This window comes from Cellulosimicrobium sp. E-16 (genome assembly GCF_049913115.1).
Lineage (GTDB): Bacteria > Actinomycetota > Actinomycetes > Actinomycetales > Cellulomonadaceae > Cellulosimicrobium.
This window is the reverse complement of record NZ_CP183974.1, coordinates 3,495,161-3,510,133: the sequence shown is the minus strand read 5'-3', so window position 1 is coordinate 3,510,133 and position 14,973 is coordinate 3,495,161. Positions and strand designations below refer to the sequence as shown.

Sequence of the window (14,973 nt, the reverse complement as noted above, 5' to 3'; positions counted from 1 at the left end):
CGCGAAGCGAGAAGTGGCCCCTCCGACGTGCGTCGGAGGGGCCACTTCTCTCGTCTCACCGGCGGCGCGGCCGCCGGTGGCGCATCAGCCCTCGAAGGGCTTCGCGGCGACGATCTTCACGGCGATCTCGTTGCCGTTCGGCGCGGCGTAGCTCGTCTCGTCGCCGACGGTCTTGCCGCCGATCGCGGCACCGAGCGGCGACGTGGGCGAGTACACGTCGAGGTCGGTCGTGCCGGCGATCTCGCGCGAGCCGAGGAGGAACGTCATCTCGTCGCCCGCGACGAGCGCGGTGACGACCATGCCGGGCTCGACCATGCCGTCGTCCGGCGGCGTGCCGATCTGCACGTTGCGCAGCTTCTCGGTGAGCTCACGGATGCGGGCCTCGTTCTTGGCCTGCTCCTCGCGTGCGGCGTGGTAGCCGCCGTTCTCCTTGAGGTCGCCCTCGTCACGCGCGGCGGCGATGCGCTCCGCGATCTCGGTGCGGCCCTCGCCGGACAGGTGGGCGAGCTCGGCCTGCAGCCTGTCGTGCGCCTCCTGGGTCAGCCAGGTGACGGTGGTGTCGGTCACGGTTCGCTCCTTCCTTTCCATGGTCGACGGCCGGGTCGGTCGCACGGCCGTACGGGTACGGGCAGCCGGGGCGCGTGCGTTCGCGGTGCGCCTGCCTGCCCGGGTCGGTGACGCTGGCCGGGTGGCAGCGCGTAGGACTGGTCTCCTGCTGGTCGCCGGGGCGCCCGGAGGACGCGTGCCTGTCACCGGCACGCAGTCTCGGGCTCCACACGGTCGGGTGCGGGAATCCCTCAGGATAGCAAAGCACAGGGCGCCGACAGCGACGCCGCAGGTCAGCGAGCGCGCGCGGCCGACACCCCGGGGCGCGTCAGGGGACGACGCGGCAGGACTGGACGATGCCCGTCGTGGCGAGCTCGGAGGTCGCCACGCTCACGGTGTACCGGGACTCCGTGACCTCGACCGGGCCGACCGTCACGTCGACCGTCCCGACCTGGGCGAAGCTCTCGGCGAGGGCGTCGAGCGTGCACGTCGCCGTCGTCCCCGGGTCCATGTAGACCTCGAACGTCACGTCGACGCGCTCCGGGCTCACGACGGTGTAGCCGAAGTCCTTGAACCGCACCGGCTCGTTCGCGTACCGCAGCCCGATGACGAGCGTGATCGCGAGCCCGACGATCGCGACGAGCACGATCCCGACGACGGCGAGGCGTCGGCGCCGCTCGGTCGGCTCGGGCCCGTAGCGGCCCGCCGGCGGTCGCAGGGGCGCGCCCGGGCTCGGCTGCGGGGCGGTGGTCTCGTTCGTCATGGTGCGGTCCCGTGGTCGGTGCCGCCGCGTCCGGTCGCGGACCCGGCGTCCTTCCGGTGGTCCCGGCGGTTCGTCAGGTGTGGGCGCGGTGGGGGATCATGTCCTCGACCCATCTTCGCAGAGCCCGGGCGCTCGTCGTGCACCCACGACAGGTCCGGCCGTGCGAGGAGACGTACGACGCACCCGGGAGGACCAGTGGCCGAACCCGCGGCCGGATCGACCACCCACCACGAGCAGCCGGAGACGCTCCGTCTCCTGGCCGTGCACGCCCACCCCGACGACGAGTCGAGCAAGGGCGCCGCGACGGCCGCCCGCTACGCGGCCGAGGGCGTCGACGTGCTCGTCGCGACGTGCACGGGCGGTGAGCGAGGCGACATCCTCAACCCGAGCTTCGGCGAGGGGCCCGACGGCATCGAGGGCATGCGCGCCCTGCGCCGGGTCGAGATGGCGTCCGCGGCGCGCGCTCTCGGGGTGCGCCAGCAGTGGCTCGGGTTCGTCGACTCGGGGCTCCCGGAGGGCGACCCGCTGCCCCCGCTGCCCGAGGGCTCGTTCGGCCTGGTCCCGCTCGAGGAGGCGGCCGCGCCGCTCGTCGAGCTCGTGCGCGAGTTCCGGCCCCACGTCGTGACGACGTACGACCCGTCGGGCGGCTACCCCCACCCCGACCACGTCATGTGCCACCGCGTCGCGTTCGAGGCGTTCCACGCCGCGGGCGACCCCGACCGCTACCGCCGCGAGGGCGGCGCGGCCCCGTGGGCGCCGCTCAAGCTGTACTACAACCACGACTTCTCGATGAACCGGATCCGGACGCTGCACGAGGCGATGCAGGGTGCCGGCCTGGAGTCGCCGTTCGGCGACTGGGTCGAGTCCCGGTCCGCGCGGGAGATCCCCGAGCGCGAGGTCACGACCCGCGTCCACGTCGCGCGCTACTACGCGCAGCGCGACGCGGCGCTCATCGCGCACGCGTCGCAGATCGACCCCGACGGCTTCTTCTTCGCGATCCCGCGCGACCTCGAGGTCGACGTGTGGCCGTTCGAGGAGTTCGAGCTCGCCGAGTCGCGCGTCCCCACGCAGCTGCCCGAGGACGACCTCTTCGCGGGCGTCCGCGAGCTCGTCACGAGCGAGGGGGCGGCCTCATGACCACGACGACCTCCCTCGCGGACTCCCTGGTGGCGTCCGGTGCTGGTGGTCCGGGCTGGGCGGCCGACGTCGTCGCCGAGACCGCGACGCCGAGCCCCTCGGACGACCCGCTGCGCGAGGACCTCGACCCGAACGACGTGTCCCCGGGTCTCGTCGGCTTCCTCGCGATCTTCGCGGTGGCCCTCGCGACCGTCGGCCTGTTCTTCGCGCTGTCCCGCCAGCTCCGGCGCATGCGGCACAACGCCGAGGTGCAGGGCATCGGCGCGGACGGGCCGCTGGAGCCGGGCGACGGCGACGACGGCGAGTCCTCCGGCGGCGCGACGGGCGACGGCAGCGCACCCGACGGCAGCGCTCCCGACGGGGCGCCCGGCAGCGGTCCCGCGCGGCAGGGCTGACCGTGGCCACCGGGGCACGGGTCACGATCGGCCAGCTCGAGGTGTCGGCCGACCACGCGGCCAACCTCGTCACGATCGGCGCCGCGTTCCGGGAGGCGGCGCGCGTGCGCGCAGACCTGCTCGTCCTGCCCGAGTACGCGGCGGGCTTCGACCCGCGGGGCACGGGGGTCGAGCACGCCGAGCCGCTCGACGGGCCGTTCGTGACGACCCTGCGCCGGCTCGCGCGCGAGCAGGGGGTCGCGGTGATCGCGGGCACGCTCGTGCCGGGCAGCGCGGCGGGACGGGCGGTCAACGTGGTGGTCGCCGTCGACGCGTCCGGCGAGCTCGTGGGCACGTACCGCAAGGTCCACCTCTACGACGCGTTCGGGCACCGCGAGTCCGACCGGCTCGACGCCGGCGACCCGGCGGCACCCCCGCTGGTCCTGCGCCTCGGCGACCTGACCTTCGGCGTCATGACCTGCTACGACCTGCGGTTCCCCGAGAGCGCGCGGCGGCTCGTCGACGCCGGTGCGGACGTGCTGGTCGTGCCCGCGGCGTGGGCGGCGGGCGACCTCAAGGCCGACCAGTGGCGAACCCTCGCCCGTGCGCGGGCGATCGAGAACACCGCCGTCGTGCTCGCGGTCGGGCAGGCGGGCAAGGGCGTGACCGGCCGCTCGCTCCTCGTGGGGCCCGACGGTCAGGTAGGTCTCGAGCTCGGCGAGGGCGCCGAGCTGCGCAGCGCCGACCTCGACCCCGCGGCCCTGGCGGGCGTGCGCGAGCGCAACCCGTCCCTCGCGAACCGCCGCTACGCCGTCGTACCGCGGGGCTGAGGCCAAGGCGGCTCAGCGCGCCGCGACCGCCGCGAGCATGATCGCGACGTAGTGGCACGTGAACCCGACGACGGTGAGCACGTGGAAGATCTCGTGGAAGCCGAACCAGCGGGGGCTGGGGTTCGGCTTCTTGATGCCGTAGACGACGGCGCCGAGCGTGTAGGCGAGGCCGCCGACGGCGACGAGCCAGACGATCGCCGGCCCGTTCGTCGTGGTCCAGAACTGCGGCATGTACCCGACGGCGACCCAGCCGAGGGCGACGTAGATCGGCACGTAGACCCAGCGCGGGGCGTCGAGCCACAGGATCCGGGCGAGGAGGCCGAGGACGGCGCCGCCCCACACGATCGCGAGCAGGATCGTCGCGGTCCGCTGGGGGAGGAGGAGCACGGCGAGGGGCGTGTACGTGCCGGCGATGATGAGGAAGATGTTCGAGTGGTCGGCGCGGCGGAGCACCCCGGCGACGCGAGGCGACCACGTGCCGCGGTGGTAGACCGCGCTCGTGCCGAAGAGCAGGCACGCGCTGAGCCCGAAGATCGCGCACGACACCTTGCCCGCGACAGGCGGCGCGACGACGACGAGGACGATGCTCGCGACGAGGACGAAGGGGAAGGTCCCGGCGTGGATCCACCCGCGCAGGCGCGGCTTGACCGCCTCGGCGACCTTCTCGACGGCGTCGCCCACGCTCTCGCGGACGCTCTCCAGGGCGCCGGCGTCGGGTGCGTCGGGGGTTCGGTCGCTGTCGGTCGGTCGGTCCACGGCGTCTCCTCGGGGTCGGGCCGGATCGGGCGCGGTCAGGGTCGTGCTCGGTCTTGCGGAGTCGGCGCACGGCGCCGTCACGGTCAACCTACGCCATCGTAGGTTACGGCAGCGTAGGTAGACGACCGCGGACGGCGCCGCGGTGTGAAGATCCTGGGCAGGGGCGTGCGCGGCCGCCGCAGCCCTGCCGTCCGGGCGGCGCGGGGCGGTAGCGTGTGCGGGTTCGGCCCGCGTGTCCCGACCAGGGGCCAGCCCGCCGGGCGACACCCGTCCTTCCACCGTCGAGGAACCGTCGTGCGCCTGCCCCGCCCCGTCTACGGACTCTACGAGCGTCGCCTCGCCGCGACCCTCTCGCACGAGAGCGTGCCCCGCCACGTGGGCGTCATCCTCGACGGCAACCGGCGCTGGGCGCGCTCGTTCGGCGAGTCGACGGCGACCGGCCACCGCCGAGGTGCGGACAAGATCGCGGAGTTCCTGGGCTGGAGCGAGGACCAGGGCGTCGAGGTCGTCACGCTGTGGATGCTCTCGACCGACAACCTCTCGCGCTCGCAGGAGGAGCTCTCCGCGCTGCTCGACATCATCGAGGACGCGGTGCGCGACCTGGCCGACTCGGGCCGGTGGCGTCTGCGGGTCATGGGCCGCCTCGACCTGCTCCCCGAGCGCCTCGCGGGCGCGCTGCGCGAGGCGCAGCAGCGCACGGCCTCGGTCGACGGGCTCCAGGTGAACGTGGCCATCGGCTACGGCGGGCGCCACGAGATCGCCGACGCCGTGCGGTCCTACCTCCGCGAGCAGGCGGCCGCGGGCGCGCGGCTCCAGGACCTCGCGGAGAACCTCGACGTCGAGCACATCGAGGAGCACCTGTACACCAAGGGTCAGCCGGACCCGGAGCTCGTCATCCGCACGTCGGGCGAGCAGCGCCTCGGCGGGTTCCTGCTGTGGCAGAGCGCGCACTCCGAGTTCTACTTCTGCGAGGCGTACTGGCCCGACTTCCGGCGCGTGGACTACCTGCGCGCGCTGCGCGCCTACTCCCAGCGCGAGCGCCGGCTCGGCCGCTGATCCTCTCCGCCAGCGGGTAGGGTCGATGCGAACGCATCGATCGATCCGTCCGGGGGTGTCATGGTCGCGCAGGGCCACCGCGACGACGGGCCTGTGACCGCACCCGGCCACGCGAGCCCCCGGCTCGCCGTCGAGACGTGGGAGTCGCTCTTCCGGGCGCAGGTGACGATCATGCGCCGGCTCCAGTCGGACCCCGTCTGGGACGGCCTGACCCTGCGCGAGTACGACGTGCTCTTCTCGCTCACCAAGGGCCCCGACGAGGGGATGCGCCTGCGCGACCTCAACGTCTACATCCTGCTCAGCCAGCCGTCGCTGAGCCGCATGGTGGACCGGCTGGCGACCCGCGGCCTGGTCGACCGGACGTCCGCGCCCGACGACGCGCGCGGCACGCTCGTCCGGCTCACCCCGGCGGGCCGGGACCTCCAGCGGGCGACCGGCCGCGCGCACGCGCGCGCGATCGCGACCTACGTGGGCGGGGCGCTCGACGACGACGAGCTCGCGACGCTCGGCGCGCTCCTCGAGCGGCTGCGCGCGGCGCAGAGCGACATCCCCGACGCGGTGCCGGACCCGCGGACGGCCGAGCGGCGTCCCTGAGCGCTGTGGCGGGGAACACGTCCGGTCCGTCCGTTCCCGGGCGGACCAGGACGGGTCCGGCTGCCTAGGATGCGAGCGTGTCCTCAACGCCGAGCACCACCCCGACCGGTCCCGACCAGCCACGCCCTGACGGCCCGCTGCGCGTCGTCGTCGCGCCCGACTCGTTCAAGGGCAGCCTGAGCGCCGCGGACGTCGCGCACGCCGTCGCCGCCGGGATCCGCAGCGTCGTCCCGGACGCCGAGGTCGTCGAGCTCCCCATGGCCGACGGCGGAGAGGGGACGCTCGAGGCGCTCCTCGCCGTGTGGGGCGTGCCGGCGCGCGAGGTCGTGACGGTCGACGCGATCGGCCGCCCGCGCACCGCGCGGTACGGGGTCTCTGCCGACGGGCGGCTGGGCGTCGTGGAGCTCGCGGAGGCGAGCGGCCTGCCGCAGGTGAGCGACGTCGCGCTCCAGCCCCTGCACGCGCACACCCTCGGCACCGGGGCGGCAGCCGCCGCCGTGCTCGACGCGGGCGTGGACGAGGTGATCGTGTGCCTCGGCGGGTCGGCGTCGACCGACGGCGGCGCGGGCATCCTCACCGGTCTCGGCGCGCGGCTCCTGGACGCCGCCGGCGCGCCGGTGCCCGACGGCGGCGAAGGGCTCGCGCGCGTCGCGCGCCTGGACCTGTCCGGGCTGCACCCGCGTGCCCGCGACGTGCGCTGGCGACTCGCGGTCGACGTGACCAACCCCCTGCACGGCGAGCGAGGTGCGGCCTCCGTGTTCGGCCCGCAGAAGGGCGCCCAGGAGGCGGACGTCGCGTTCCTCGACGACGCGCTGCGCCGCTGGGCGGGCGTGCTCGTCGAGGAGGCCGGGTTCGACGTGTCCGAGCTCGCGGGCGCGGGCGCCGCCGGAGGTGTGCCGGCGGCGATGGTCGGCGTCCTCGGTGCCGAGCTGGAGCCCGGCGCGCGGCTCGTCGCCGAGGCCGTCGGGCTGCCGGACGCGATCCGTCGCGCGGACCTGGTCCTCACGGGCGAGGGGTCGTTCGACTCGCAGTCGGTCAACGGGAAGGTCGCCGACGCGATGGGCGCGCTCGCCGCCGAGGCGCCGCACCGCCCGCCGGTCGTCGTGCTCGCGGGGCGCGTCCTGCTGCCGGCCCACCAGGCGCGCGACGCCGGGATCGCCGCGGCGTTCAGCATCGCCCCCGGCCCCATCGAGCTCGACGAGCTGCTCGACCGCACGGCCTCCCGGCTGACCGACCTCGCCGCGACGGTCACGAGCCTCCACGTCGCCTCACGGCGCTGACCGCCCCGCCGAGGCGAGGCTCGAGCCCGAGGCCCGCGCGGCCGGAGTCACCGCCGGGGCCAGGTCCACGGCGGCTGGTCGAGCAGACCCTCGCGCCCGGCGACCGTCGTCTCACCGAACGGCGTGCGGACGAGCTCGACCTCGAGGAGGTCGCCGGGGCCCGGCAGGTCGGCCGCGCCCGACGTCGTCGCGTCCCGCAGCGCCTCGACGAGCGGCGTCGCGTGGGTCACCACGACGACCTGCGTCTCCCGCGCCGCGGCGTGCACGAGCGCGCCGAGCGCCGGGAGCAGGTCGGGGTGCAGGCTCGTCTCCGGCTCGTTGAGCACGAGGAGCGCGGGCGGTCGCGGCGAGAGCAGCGCGGCGACGAGGAACAGGTAGCGCAGCGTCCCGTCGCTCAGCTCGGCGCCGGTGAGGGGCCGCAGCAGTCCGTCCTGGTGGAGGGCGAGCTCGAACCGCCCGTCGTCGGCGTGCACCGCGAGCCGGCTCCCGGGGAACGCGCGGGAGACGGCGGCGTCGAGCTCGTCGCCGCGGCCGAGGTCCCGCACGGTCTCGAGCGCCGCGGCGAGGTCGGCGCCGTCGTGCGCGAGGACCGGCGTGCGGGTGCCGACCTGAGGCGCGCGCGCCGGGGCGCCGGCGTCGGTGCGGAGCTGGTCGTAGAACCGCCACGAGCGCAGGACCTCCCGCACCGCGACGACCTCCGGCGCGCCCACGGGGTCGACGAGCTCGGTGAGCACGCTGTCGAACGACCGGAGCCGGGCGGGGGAGGAGACCCAGCGTCCGGCGTCGTCCCGCACGCGGACCGCGGGTCCACGCCGCTCGACCTGGAGCGTCGGGGGACGCGGGGCCGGGCCGGACCAGATCGTCTCGACCTTGATCTCCGGGTCGAGGCCGAACGCCGACCCCGGGTGCTGCGGCAGCCCGAGGTCGACGGCGTAGCCGAGGTCGCCCGGATCCGCGCCCGCGAACCCCAGCCGCAGCGCGACGGGCGCGGTCCGGCGGGTGCCCTGCACCGGGCCGCCGTCACGCAGCGCGCGGCTGCCGCCCTGCTCGGGCCCGGCCCACAGCGTCGAGCGCAGCCCGCCCTCGCGCGCGACCGCCCCGACCGCGCCCCCGAGGGCGCACTCGGCGAGCAGGCGCAGCGCGCGGTACAGGCTCGACTTGCCGGTCCCGTTGGCCCCGGTCACGACCGTCAGCCGGCCGAGCGGCAGGACCAGGCTGCGCAGGGATCGGTACCCCTCCACGGCGATCGTCGCGAGCATCGTCACCTCCGCCGCGCACGCTACGCGTCGCCTCCAACGCAGGCTCGCCGCGGTCCCTGGCCGTCCGCACCTCAGGTTGCGGACGCCCGTATCCAGGAATTCGGGAATTCTCGTCCAGGAATGCTGTCAACCCCGTCCCGAAATGGCGAGATCAGCGTCACCGCGACGTGCCTGGACGCATTCAGAAGGCGTTTTCTAGGCTGCCTTCTCGTGGGAATTCTCGAGCTCGTGGTGATCGCCGTCGCGCTCGCGGCGGACGCGTTCGCCGTGGCGCTCGCGCAGGGCACCCGGATGCGGCGCCCGACGTGGCGCGAGACCGCGCGCGTCGCGGTCCTCTTCGGCCTCTTCCAGGCCCTCATGCCGCTCGCCGGCTGGGCGCTCTCGACGTGGTTCGCCGACGCGGTCTCCGGCGTGGCGCCGTGGATCGCGTGCGGGATGCTCGCCGTCGTGGGCGCGCACATGGTCAAGGAAGGCCTCCAGGACGAGGCCGAGCATGCCGTCGAGCACGTGGAGGGGCCTGCGCGAGAGCAGGTCGAGGCCGCGGATGCCCTCGGTGTTCCGGCCGCCGTCGCGACGCTCGCGCCGCCCGTCACCCGGCGCCCCCGCGTGGCCTACCGCGTGCTGCTCCCGCTGGCGATCGCGACGTCGATCGACGCCGCGGCGTCGGGCGTCACGTTCGCGGTGCTCGGCGTCCCGATCCTCCCCGCCGTCGCGCTCGTGGGCGTCGTGACGCTCGTGCTGTCGGGCCTCGGGGTGCGGATCGGCGCGCGGGTGGGCGAGCGCCTGGGCCGCTGGGCGACCGTCGTGGGCGGCGTCGTGCTCGTCCTGCTCGGCCTGCGCATCCTGCTGGTGCACCTGCTCTGACCCGCTGACCTGCTGTGGGCGTGAAAGGGGCCCGGTTCTCGACCGAGAACCGGGCCCTTGTCACGCCCACAGCACGGGGCGGGATCAGTCGGTGATGGCGAAGGCGTCGATCTCGACGAGCATCTCCTCGCGCGGCAGGCCCGTGAACACCGTGGTGCGGCTGGGCAGCACGCCCTTCGTGGTGTGCTGCGCGACGAACGCGCCGTAGGCGTCGTTCATGATCGGGAAGTCCTCGCGCTTCGTGAGGTAGACGCGGAGCATGACGACGTCGTCGAACGTCGCGCCGGACGCCTCGACGATGGCCTTGACGTTCTCGAGCGTGCGCGTGGTCTGCGCGGCGACGTCACCGGGGTACAGGTACTCGCTCGTCGCGGGGTCGACGGGGCCCTGGCCCGAGACCTGGACGAACGGGCCCTTGCGCACGCCCTGGTGGAACGTGTGCGCGGGGGCCGGTGCGTCGGGGGTCGAGATCGCGGTCTTCTCGCTGGTCATGATGTCCTCTCGGTTCTGCGGGGTCGCTGGGTGGAGGTGGTCACGGACGGTGGTCAGAGATCGATGGTCGCGAGGTCCGTGACCTCGTCGCCGCGCACGACGGCGGCCACGCGCCAGCGGTCGAACGTCGTGCAGGGGTGGGAGATGCCGAACCCGACGACGTCGCCCGGGCGGACCTGGGCGGTCGCGGGGCCGGTCACCTGGCTGGCACCCGCGTCGCCGGCGTCGAGCGCGAGGTAGAGGTGCTGGTCGTTGAGCGCGGTCACGCGCGTCCCGGCGAGCTCGCGCGCGGGCAGCCAGCCGTCGTCGGACTGCGAGCGCAGCCACAGCGCGACGGGCAGGTCGATGTCGAACGACACGTCGCGGCGCCCGATGCCGCAGATCGCGAGACCCGGCTCCGGGACGGACAGGACCTGGCCCCAGACGGTCGCGGCGCCCCGGAGCGGCTCCGCGCCGGGGATGCGGCTCCACGGGTCGGTGCGCGAGTAGAAGCCGTGGTCGTGCGTGACGTACGCGCCCGAGCGCACGACGACGCGGACCTCGACCTCGCGACCGTCGGCGCCGGCGACCGGTCCGGGCAGCTCGGCGAGCACGACGTCGAGGAACGAGCTGCCACCCGCCGACAGCACGAGCGGCTCGTCAGCGCCCGCGAGGCCCTCGCGGACGAACGCGGCGCCGAGGTCGCGCAGCCCGTCGCACCACGCGGCGACGGCGGCGAGCTCGTCGTCGGTCGTGCTGCCCGCGACGGAGCCCTCGTACCCCGTGACGCCGAGCAGGCGCAGGCCCGACGCGCGGACGGCGCGCGCGAGGTCGAGCGCCGCGGCGGTGCTGCGCACGCCCGTGCGCCCGCCCGGCACGCCGAGCTCCACGAGCACGCCGAGGCGCGCCCGGACGGCGGCGGGTGCGTCGGCGAACCCGCGCGCGAGCAGGTCGACCCCGTGCGGCGAGTCCACGCACAGCCACACCTCGTCCTCGGCGTCCGGGTGGCCCTCGTCGAGGACGCCCGACAGGTCGTCCCGCAGCCACGCGATCTCGCGCGGGTCGAGCAGCTCGTTCGCGAGCAGCACGCGCGGCACGCCCCAGTCGCGGACGGTGCGCAGCTGCGACGGCGTCGCGACCGTCGCCCCCCAAGCGCCCGCAGCGGCCTGCCGCGCGTAGAGCGCGCGCGACATCGTGGTCTTCACGTGCGGCGCGTGCTCGACGCCGCGCTCCGCGCACACGCGCGCCACGACGCCGACGTTGTGGTCGAGCGTCGCGTCGTCGAGCGTGAGCAGCGGCCAGGAGAAGGCACCGTCCGTGACGCGCGGCGAGCCCGCGAGCACGTCCGCGACGGTCGCCGGGGCGTCGAGCCGCAACCCCTTGGTCCGGGGCCCGACGGCGTCGTGCGCCCAGGGTCGGTCGGGTGCGGGACGCGCGGCGTCGTCCGTCGTGCCGGTCATGTGGTCCTCCTCGGGAGTGGGGCTCTCGTGCTGGACGGCTCGCGGCTCACGTCGCCGGAACGCCCGCGCCCGGGCGCAGCGGCCGGCCCGGGAGGGCGTCGGTCAGCGAGCCGTCGCGCAGGACGGGCACGCCCGCCACGAGCACGTCGTCCGCGCCTGACGCCGGGCGGCGCGGGTCCTCGTACGTCGCCTCGTCGCGCACCCGGTCGGGGTCGACGAGCGCGAGGTCCGCGACCGCCCCCGGCGCGACCACGCCGCGCCCGGTGAGCGCGAACCGCTCGGCGGGTCGCGTCGACAGGTGCGTGACGGCGTCGTGCCACGTCCAGTCCCCGAGCGTACGCACGTGCTCGGCGAGGAAGCGCGCGAAGGCACCCCAGCCGCGCGGGTGGGGGCGGCCGCCGGCATAGATCGCGTCCGACCCGCCCACGTGCGCGCGGTGGCGCAGCAGGGCGCGCACGGACTCGGGCGAGTTGGTCGGGGGCTGCGCGAACACGCACGAGGCGCGCAGGCGCGTCGTGACGAGCAGTCGCACCGCCGCCTCCGCCGGCGACACGCCCAGGCGGGCGGCGACGTCGGGCAGGGTCATGCCCTCGGCCCAGGCCAGGGCGTCGGCGGGCCCGCCCTCGGGGGCACCGGCGGCGGTGCCCGTGGGGACCGCCGCCATCGTGACGCGGGGCCACAGGTCGGCCAGGGCGGGGAAGTGCTCGCGATGCAGGCGGTCGAGGACGGCGGGGTCCGTCAGGGCCGCCACGGTCGCGTCGACGTCCGCGATGGGCAGCCAGGTCGGCAGGGACACCATCGACAGGATGGAGCAGCCGCGCAGGTAGGGGTAGGAGTCGAACGTGACGTCCAGGCCCTGGGCGTGGGCCTCGTCGACGTAGCCGAGCAGCTCCGCGGCGGGGCCGTGGTAGTGCGAGACGTGCGTCGCGACGCCCGACGCGCGCGCGACGCGCACGAGCTCCGCGAACGCCGGGCCGGCCTTGTCCTCGTAGCCGCGCATGTGCGACACGTGGGGGAGCCCGCGGGCCGCGAGGATGCTCGTGAGGGCGACGAGCTCGGCCTCGTCGGCGTACGTCGCCGGGACGTACTCCAGGCCGGTCGACATCCCCAGCGCGCCGTCGTCGAGCGCGGCGGTGAGCAGGGCGCGCATGCGGTCGGCCTCGGCGGGCGTCGCGGCGCGGGCCGCCGCGCCCAGCACCGCGTAGCGGATCGTGCCGTGGGGGGCGAGGTAGCCGACGTTGACCCGGGTCGTCCCGTCGTAGGTCGCGAGCAGGTCGTTGACGGACCCGCCGCGGAACGTGGGGTGCTCGCCGTTGATCGCGGCGAAGTACCCGCTCGCCCAGGCCGCCGCGTCGTGCAGGCCCGACGACGGCTCGTCGCCCGCGGTGTGCCGCTCGCCCGGGGCGGGCGAGGGCGCGTAGGACACGCCGTCCTGCCCGACGACGACGCTCGTCACGCCCTGGCGCAGCATCGCGAGCTGCACGTCCTCGTCCAGGACGGCCGCCTCGCCGTGCACGTGCGCGTCCACGAACCCGGGCAGCAGCAGCCGCCCGCCCGCGTCGAGCACGTCGGCGCTCCCCGGGGCGGACCCGGCGGGGGAGATGCTCTCGACCCGGCCCGCGCGGACCGTCACGTCCACGGGGGAGGAGGAACCGCCGTCGGGCTCGACGAGCCGGGCGCCGCGGACCACGAGCGCGCTCACGCGGGGCCGCCCTCGTCCTCGTCGCGGCCCTCGACCCAGCCGCCGACACCGCGCAGGCCGCCTGCGGCGAGCTCGGCCGCGCGGTCCCGCGGCCAGCCCGCGACTCCCGGCCGGGTCTGCCACGGGTGCGGGCCGTCGAGCGGCCGGTACTCGACCCCGTACGCGTCGAGGCGCGGCAGGTGGTGCGCGACGAGGCGCTCGCGGAACGCGTGCGACGCGGGTGAGCCCGGAGAGCGGTCGGCCTCGGGCGACCACATGACCTCCGCGAACGCCGCGAGGCGCGGGAACGCGGCGTAGTCGACCCGGCGGGCGGAGTCGAGGTGCTCGGACCACAGCTCGGCCTGACCGCCGAGCAGGACGCCCGGCCGGTCGTCGTCCGTGCCCGGCTCCGGCTCCGCTCGCGAGCCCGCGAGCCCCGCCGGCAGCGGTTCGAACGCGTACACGTCGTCGAGCGTCGTGAGGAAGCCGACGGGCACCGGCTCGTCCGGTGCGTCGCCGCCGCGGTGGTCGAGGTAGACGACCTGCTCCGGGGCCATGACCACGTCGTGGCCCGCGGCGAGCGCGTCCGCCCCGACGGTCCACCCCCGCCACGACGTCACGACGACGTCGCGAGGCAGCGCGGGCCCGAACGCCTCGTCCCACACGACCGCGCGCCGCCCGCGGGAGGCGACGTGCTCCGCGAGCCGGGCGAGGAACCAGCCGTGCAGCCCGCCGACGTCGTCGAGCCCGAGCGCCTCGGCGCGCGCGACGATCGCCGGGTTCTCGCGCCACAGCGTCGTCGGCACCTCGTCGCCGCCGATCGCGACGAACGGTGCGTCGAACACGTCGAGCACCTCGTCGAGCACGTGCCGGAAGAACGTCAGCGACTCCTCGGACGGGTCGAGCACCTCGGTGCTCACGCCCCAGGTCGTACGCACCTCGTGCGGCTGCTTGCGCGTGCCGAGCTCGGGGTACGCCGCCACGGCGGCCTCGACGTGCCCCGGCGCGTCGATCTCCGGCACGACCGTCACGCCGCGCTCGCGCGCGTAGGCGACGATCTCGCGCAGGTCGTCCTGGGTGTAGAAGCCGCCGTGCGGGCGGCCGTCGAAGACGCCGGCGCGCCACGTGCCGACGCCCGACTCGCGCCGCCACGCCCCGACCTCGGTGAGGCGCGGGTAGCGCGCGATCTCCATGCGCCACCCCTGGTCGTCGGTCAGGTGGAGCTGCAGCACGTTGAGCCTGTGCGCCGCAGCGAGGTCGACGAACCGCAGCACGTCGACCTTCGGGAGGAAGTGGCGCGCGACGTCGAGCAGCACGCCGCGCCACGGGAACCGGGGGTGGTCGGTGATCGTGACGTGGGGGAGGACCAGCGCCGGCGTGGCGGAGGCGTCGGCCGGAGCGCGCCGGAACGCGGCCGGGCCGGCGAGCTGGCGGAGCGTCTGCGCGGCGGCGTGCGCGCCGTCGAGGCCGCCGGCGTCCACGCGGACCCCGCCGGCGTCGACCGTGAGGCGGTAGCCCGACGGCGGGAGGTCGCTGTCGAGGGCGAACGCCACCACGGCGGTGGGCACCGTGGCGCTGAGCGGCGCCGGAACCGTCGGGTCTGCCGGTCCGGGGGCCGATGGGTCGGCCGGCACGAGGTCGAGGCCGAAGGCGCCATCCGTCACGCGGCGCCACCAGCGCGCGGCGGCGCGCAGCGCCGGGTCTGCGACGACCCGCGTCCCGTCGGGGATCGCCGTCGTCCCTGCGCCGGGCGTCAGCGCCGCGGGAGCGGGGACGATCCCGAACGGGTCCGTCGTGGACGCGGGGTGGGGCGCGGGCACCTTTTGGAAGGACACCGAACGAGCCTAGCAACCGACGTGGCCTCCTCACCCCGCCCCGCCCGGGGACCCCACGACGCGGCGA

The 14,973-nt window shown here is 75.5% G+C and carries 15 protein-coding genes; 7 read left to right on the top strand and 8 right to left on the bottom strand.

Translation table 11 applies throughout. The features are described 5' to 3' along the window. Positions 1-84: 84 nt before the first annotated feature. Both greA and ACN9MS_RS15405 read right to left on the bottom strand, forming a co-directional pair. Positions 85-567 (bottom strand): transcription elongation factor GreA, encoded by a 483-nt coding sequence (gene greA, locus ACN9MS_RS15410; protein WP_426309353.1) that lies wholly within the window; start codon positions 565-567, stop codon positions 85-87. Between the two features lie 307 nt (positions 568-874). Then, complete coding sequence (locus ACN9MS_RS15405; protein WP_426309352.1) at positions 875-1,309, bottom strand: DUF4307 domain-containing protein; 435 nt, start codon at positions 1,307-1,309, stop codon at positions 875-877. A 195-nt stretch (positions 1,310-1,504) separates the two neighbouring features. Here ACN9MS_RS15405 and mca point away from each other — a divergent pair, with 195 nt between their 5' ends. Genes mca through ACN9MS_RS15390 form a run of 3 tightly spaced genes read left to right on the top strand, consistent with a single transcriptional unit; the run spans position 1,505 to position 3,650 of the window. After that, a complete protein-coding gene (gene mca, locus ACN9MS_RS15400) occupies positions 1,505-2,446 on the top strand; it encodes a mycothiol conjugate amidase Mca (RefSeq protein ID WP_426309351.1) in 942 nt (313 codons plus the stop codon). Then, on the top strand, positions 2,443-2,841 hold the full coding sequence (locus ACN9MS_RS15395; protein WP_426309350.1) for a hypothetical protein: 399 nt from the start codon (positions 2,443-2,445) through the stop codon (positions 2,839-2,841). Before mca ends, ACN9MS_RS15395 begins: the two co-directional genes overlap by 4 nt. 2 nt (positions 2,842-2,843) lie before the next feature. Then, positions 2,844-3,650 carry a carbon-nitrogen hydrolase family protein gene (locus ACN9MS_RS15390; protein WP_426309349.1) on the top strand — a complete coding sequence of 269 codons (807 nt, stop codon included), beginning with the start codon at positions 2,844-2,846 and terminating at the stop codon, positions 3,648-3,650. A 12-nt stretch (positions 3,651-3,662) separates the two neighbouring features. Here ACN9MS_RS15390 and trhA read toward each other — a convergent pair whose 3' ends face one another. Then, positions 3,663-4,406: a PAQR family membrane homeostasis protein TrhA gene (gene trhA, locus ACN9MS_RS15385; protein WP_426309348.1), complete on the bottom strand. Its 744-nt coding sequence runs from the start codon at positions 4,404-4,406 to the stop codon at positions 3,663-3,665. Positions 4,407-4,700: 294 nt separating this feature from the next. On the opposite strand from trhA, the gene ACN9MS_RS15380 reads away from it, so the two are divergent. The 3 genes from ACN9MS_RS15380 to ACN9MS_RS15370 all read left to right on the top strand — a co-directional run bounded on the left by ACN9MS_RS15380 (position 4,701) and on the right by ACN9MS_RS15370 (position 7,336). Next, positions 4,701-5,462 (top strand): isoprenyl transferase, encoded by a 762-nt coding sequence (locus ACN9MS_RS15380; protein WP_253053055.1) that lies wholly within the window; start codon positions 4,701-4,703, stop codon positions 5,460-5,462. A gap of 93 nt (positions 5,463-5,555) precedes the next feature. Continuing rightward, positions 5,556-6,056, top strand: coding sequence for a MarR family winged helix-turn-helix transcriptional regulator (locus ACN9MS_RS15375; RefSeq protein ID WP_426309347.1), 501 nt, complete (start codon positions 5,556-5,558; stop codon positions 6,054-6,056). A 77-nt stretch (positions 6,057-6,133) separates the two neighbouring features. Next, positions 6,134-7,336, top strand: coding sequence for a glycerate kinase (locus ACN9MS_RS15370; protein ID WP_426309346.1), 1,203 nt, complete (start codon positions 6,134-6,136; stop codon positions 7,334-7,336). A gap of 47 nt (positions 7,337-7,383) precedes the next feature. Here the strand turns inward: ACN9MS_RS15370 and ACN9MS_RS15365 are convergent, their stop codons facing one another. Beyond that, complete coding sequence (locus ACN9MS_RS15365; protein WP_426309345.1) at positions 7,384-8,595, bottom strand: AAA family ATPase; 1,212 nt, start codon at positions 8,593-8,595, stop codon at positions 7,384-7,386. Positions 8,596-8,805: 210 nt separating this feature from the next. Here ACN9MS_RS15365 and ACN9MS_RS15360 point away from each other — a divergent pair, with 210 nt between their 5' ends. Beyond that, positions 8,806-9,459: a manganese efflux pump MntP family protein gene (locus ACN9MS_RS15360; protein ID WP_426309344.1), complete on the top strand. Its 654-nt coding sequence runs from the start codon at positions 8,806-8,808 to the stop codon at positions 9,457-9,459. Positions 9,460-9,543: 84 nt separating this feature from the next. Here ACN9MS_RS15360 and ACN9MS_RS15355 read toward each other — a convergent pair whose 3' ends face one another. Genes ACN9MS_RS15355 through ACN9MS_RS15340 form a run of 4 tightly spaced genes read right to left on the bottom strand, consistent with a single transcriptional unit; the run spans position 9,544 to position 14,906 of the window. After that, positions 9,544-9,951, bottom strand: a complete 408-nt coding sequence (locus tag ACN9MS_RS15355; RefSeq protein ID WP_378234314.1) for a RidA family protein — start codon at positions 9,949-9,951, stop codon at positions 9,544-9,546. A 53-nt stretch (positions 9,952-10,004) separates the two neighbouring features. Further along, positions 10,005-11,390, bottom strand: a complete 1,386-nt coding sequence (locus tag ACN9MS_RS15350; RefSeq protein ID WP_426309343.1) for an alanine racemase — start codon at positions 11,388-11,390, stop codon at positions 10,005-10,007. 46 nt (positions 11,391-11,436) lie between these two features. Further along, complete coding sequence (locus ACN9MS_RS15345) at positions 11,437-13,092, bottom strand: N-acyl-D-amino-acid deacylase family protein (RefSeq protein ID WP_426309342.1); 1,656 nt, start codon at positions 13,090-13,092, stop codon at positions 11,437-11,439. Next, positions 13,089-14,906, bottom strand: a complete 1,818-nt coding sequence (locus ACN9MS_RS15340; protein WP_426309341.1) for a beta-N-acetylhexosaminidase — start codon at positions 14,904-14,906, stop codon at positions 13,089-13,091. The genes ACN9MS_RS15345 and ACN9MS_RS15340 overlap by 4 nt, the downstream gene beginning before the upstream one ends. Between the last annotated feature and the right edge of the window lie 67 nt (positions 14,907-14,973).

Coding starts and splice junctions, on each gene's coding strand:
- ACN9MS_RS15405 (WP_426309352.1), bottom strand. CDS start 1,309: ATGACGAACGAGACCACCGCCCCGCAGCCGAGCCCGGGCGCGCCCCTG.
- ACN9MS_RS15355 (WP_378234314.1), bottom strand. CDS start 9,951: ATGACCAGCGAGAAGACCGCGATCTCGACCCCCGACGCACCGGCCCCC.
- ACN9MS_RS15365 (WP_426309345.1), bottom strand. CDS start 8,595: ATGCTCGCGACGATCGCCGTGGAGGGGTACCGATCCCTGCGCAGCCTG.
- ACN9MS_RS15395 (WP_426309350.1), top strand. CDS start 2,443: ATGACCACGACGACCTCCCTCGCGGACTCCCTGGTGGCGTCCGGTGCT.
- ACN9MS_RS15350 (WP_426309343.1), bottom strand. CDS start 11,390: ATGACCGGCACGACGGACGACGCCGCGCGTCCCGCACCCGACCGACCC.